The sequence below is a fragment of the Nonomuraea sp. NPDC001684 genome, from assembly GCF_053596515.1.
In genome coordinates this window covers 1-1,480 of sequence record NZ_JBSFGJ010000860.1, presented here as the reverse complement: position 1 = coordinate 1,480, position 1,480 = coordinate 1, and the positions used below count along the sequence as shown (strand labels likewise).

At 72.5% G+C, this 1,480-nt stretch carries 1 protein-coding gene and 1 pseudogene; both read left to right on the top strand.

Annotated features, from left to right (window positions below):
- Positions 1 to 212: 212 nt before the first annotated feature.
- On the top strand, positions 213 to 503 hold the full coding sequence (locus ACWCSD_RS52560; RefSeq protein WP_352364948.1) for a hypothetical protein: 291 nt from the start codon (positions 213 to 215) through the stop codon (positions 501 to 503).
- A gap of 5 nt (positions 504 to 508) precedes the next feature.
- Positions 509 to 1,471 (top strand): annotated as a pseudogene (locus tag ACWCSD_RS52555) (molybdopterin-dependent oxidoreductase); the annotation flags it as partial.
- Between the last annotated feature and the right edge of the window lie 9 nt (positions 1,472 to 1,480).

Here is a 1,480-nt window from a genome sequence, read left to right as displayed (position 1 = left end):
GACCTGGCCGGGATGCGCGCGCTGGTGGCCGACACGCAGGAGTTGCGCCGGTACGAGCCCTCCGGCGACGCCGCCGCCTGGACGGAGGCCGCCGCCCGCCTGGCCTGACGCCAACTGTCCCCCCAAGTACGCCTTTGACCTGGGACTTCGGGTTTCCTCCTGCCTGCGAAGGGGAGGACCGGAACCGGGGGGCACGGGCGCCGGGGGGAACGATGCCGAGCAAGGAGCGGGTGCTGCGGCTGCTGTCGCAGGGGCTGGACTACGCCGAGATCGCCAGGTTGCTGGGCGTGCCCGCGGGGCGCGCGTACCTGATCGCGACGGGCGTGCCGGCCGACGGGAGCGACGCGGTGGCACGCCGGCGCGGACGGCCGGGCCTGCTGGCCGGGCGTACCCAGCACCTGGTCAACCCGCGCGAGGTCGGGCCGGTCGAGCGCGGCGACGTGCGCGCCTGGATGCGCGAGCGGGCCTGGAGCGACCGGCGCATGCGCCAGACGGGCGCGTGAGCGGCATGGGGTTCTCCTGGCCGCTGCTGCGGCAGCTCACCGGCAAGGACAAGCTCGGCCGGGCCGCCGCGGTGAAGTCGCCGCGCACGGGCGCGCACCCGGCCCGGACGGCCGCCGCCGACCGCGTGGTCAAGTCGGTGTGCCCGTACTGCGCGGTGGGCTGCGCCCAGAACGTCTACGTCCGTGATGAGAAGGTCGTGCACATCGAGGGCGACCCCGACTCCCCGATCAGCCGGGGCCGGCTGTGCCCGAAAGGCGCCTCCAGCCTCCAGCTCACCACCGGCTCCGGACGGCTGAGCAAGGTCCTGTACCGCCCGCCGCACGCCGCCGACTGGCAGGAGCTCGACCTGGAGACCGCCATGGACATGGTGGCCGACCGGATCATCGCCACCCGCCGGGCGACCTGGGAGTGGGAGAACAAGGGCCGCCGGGTGGCCCGCACGATGGGCATCGCCAGCCTGGGCGGCGCGACGCTGGACAACGAGGAGAACTACCTCATCAAGAAGCTGCTCACCGCGCTCGGCGTGGTGCAGATCGAGAACCAGGCGCGGGTGTGCCACAGCTCGACCGTGGTGGGGCTCGGCACGTCGTTCGGGCGCGGCGGGGCCACGACGTTCCTGCAGGACCTGCAGCACTCCGACTGCGTGCTGATCCAGGGGTCGAACTTCGCCGAGGCGCATCCGGTCGGGTTCCAGTGGGTGATGGAGGCCAAGGCCCGCGGCGCGGTGGTCATCCACGTGGATCCGCGCTTCACCCGCACCAGCGCGCTGGCCGACCTGCACGTGCCGATCAGGGCGGGCTCGGACGTGGCCTTCCTCGGCGCGATCGTCAACCACGTGCTGGAGAACGAGCTGTTCTTCCGCGACTACGTCCTGCACTACACCAACGCGGCGACCATCCTGCGCGAGGACTACCGCGACGCCGAGGACCTCGACGGCCTGTTCTCCGGCTTCGACGCCGAGAACCGCTGATACGAG

Coding starts and splice junctions, on each gene's coding strand:
- ACWCSD_RS52560 (WP_352364948.1), top strand. CDS start 213: ATGCCGAGCAAGGAGCGGGTGCTGCGGCTGCTGTCGCAGGGGCTGGAC.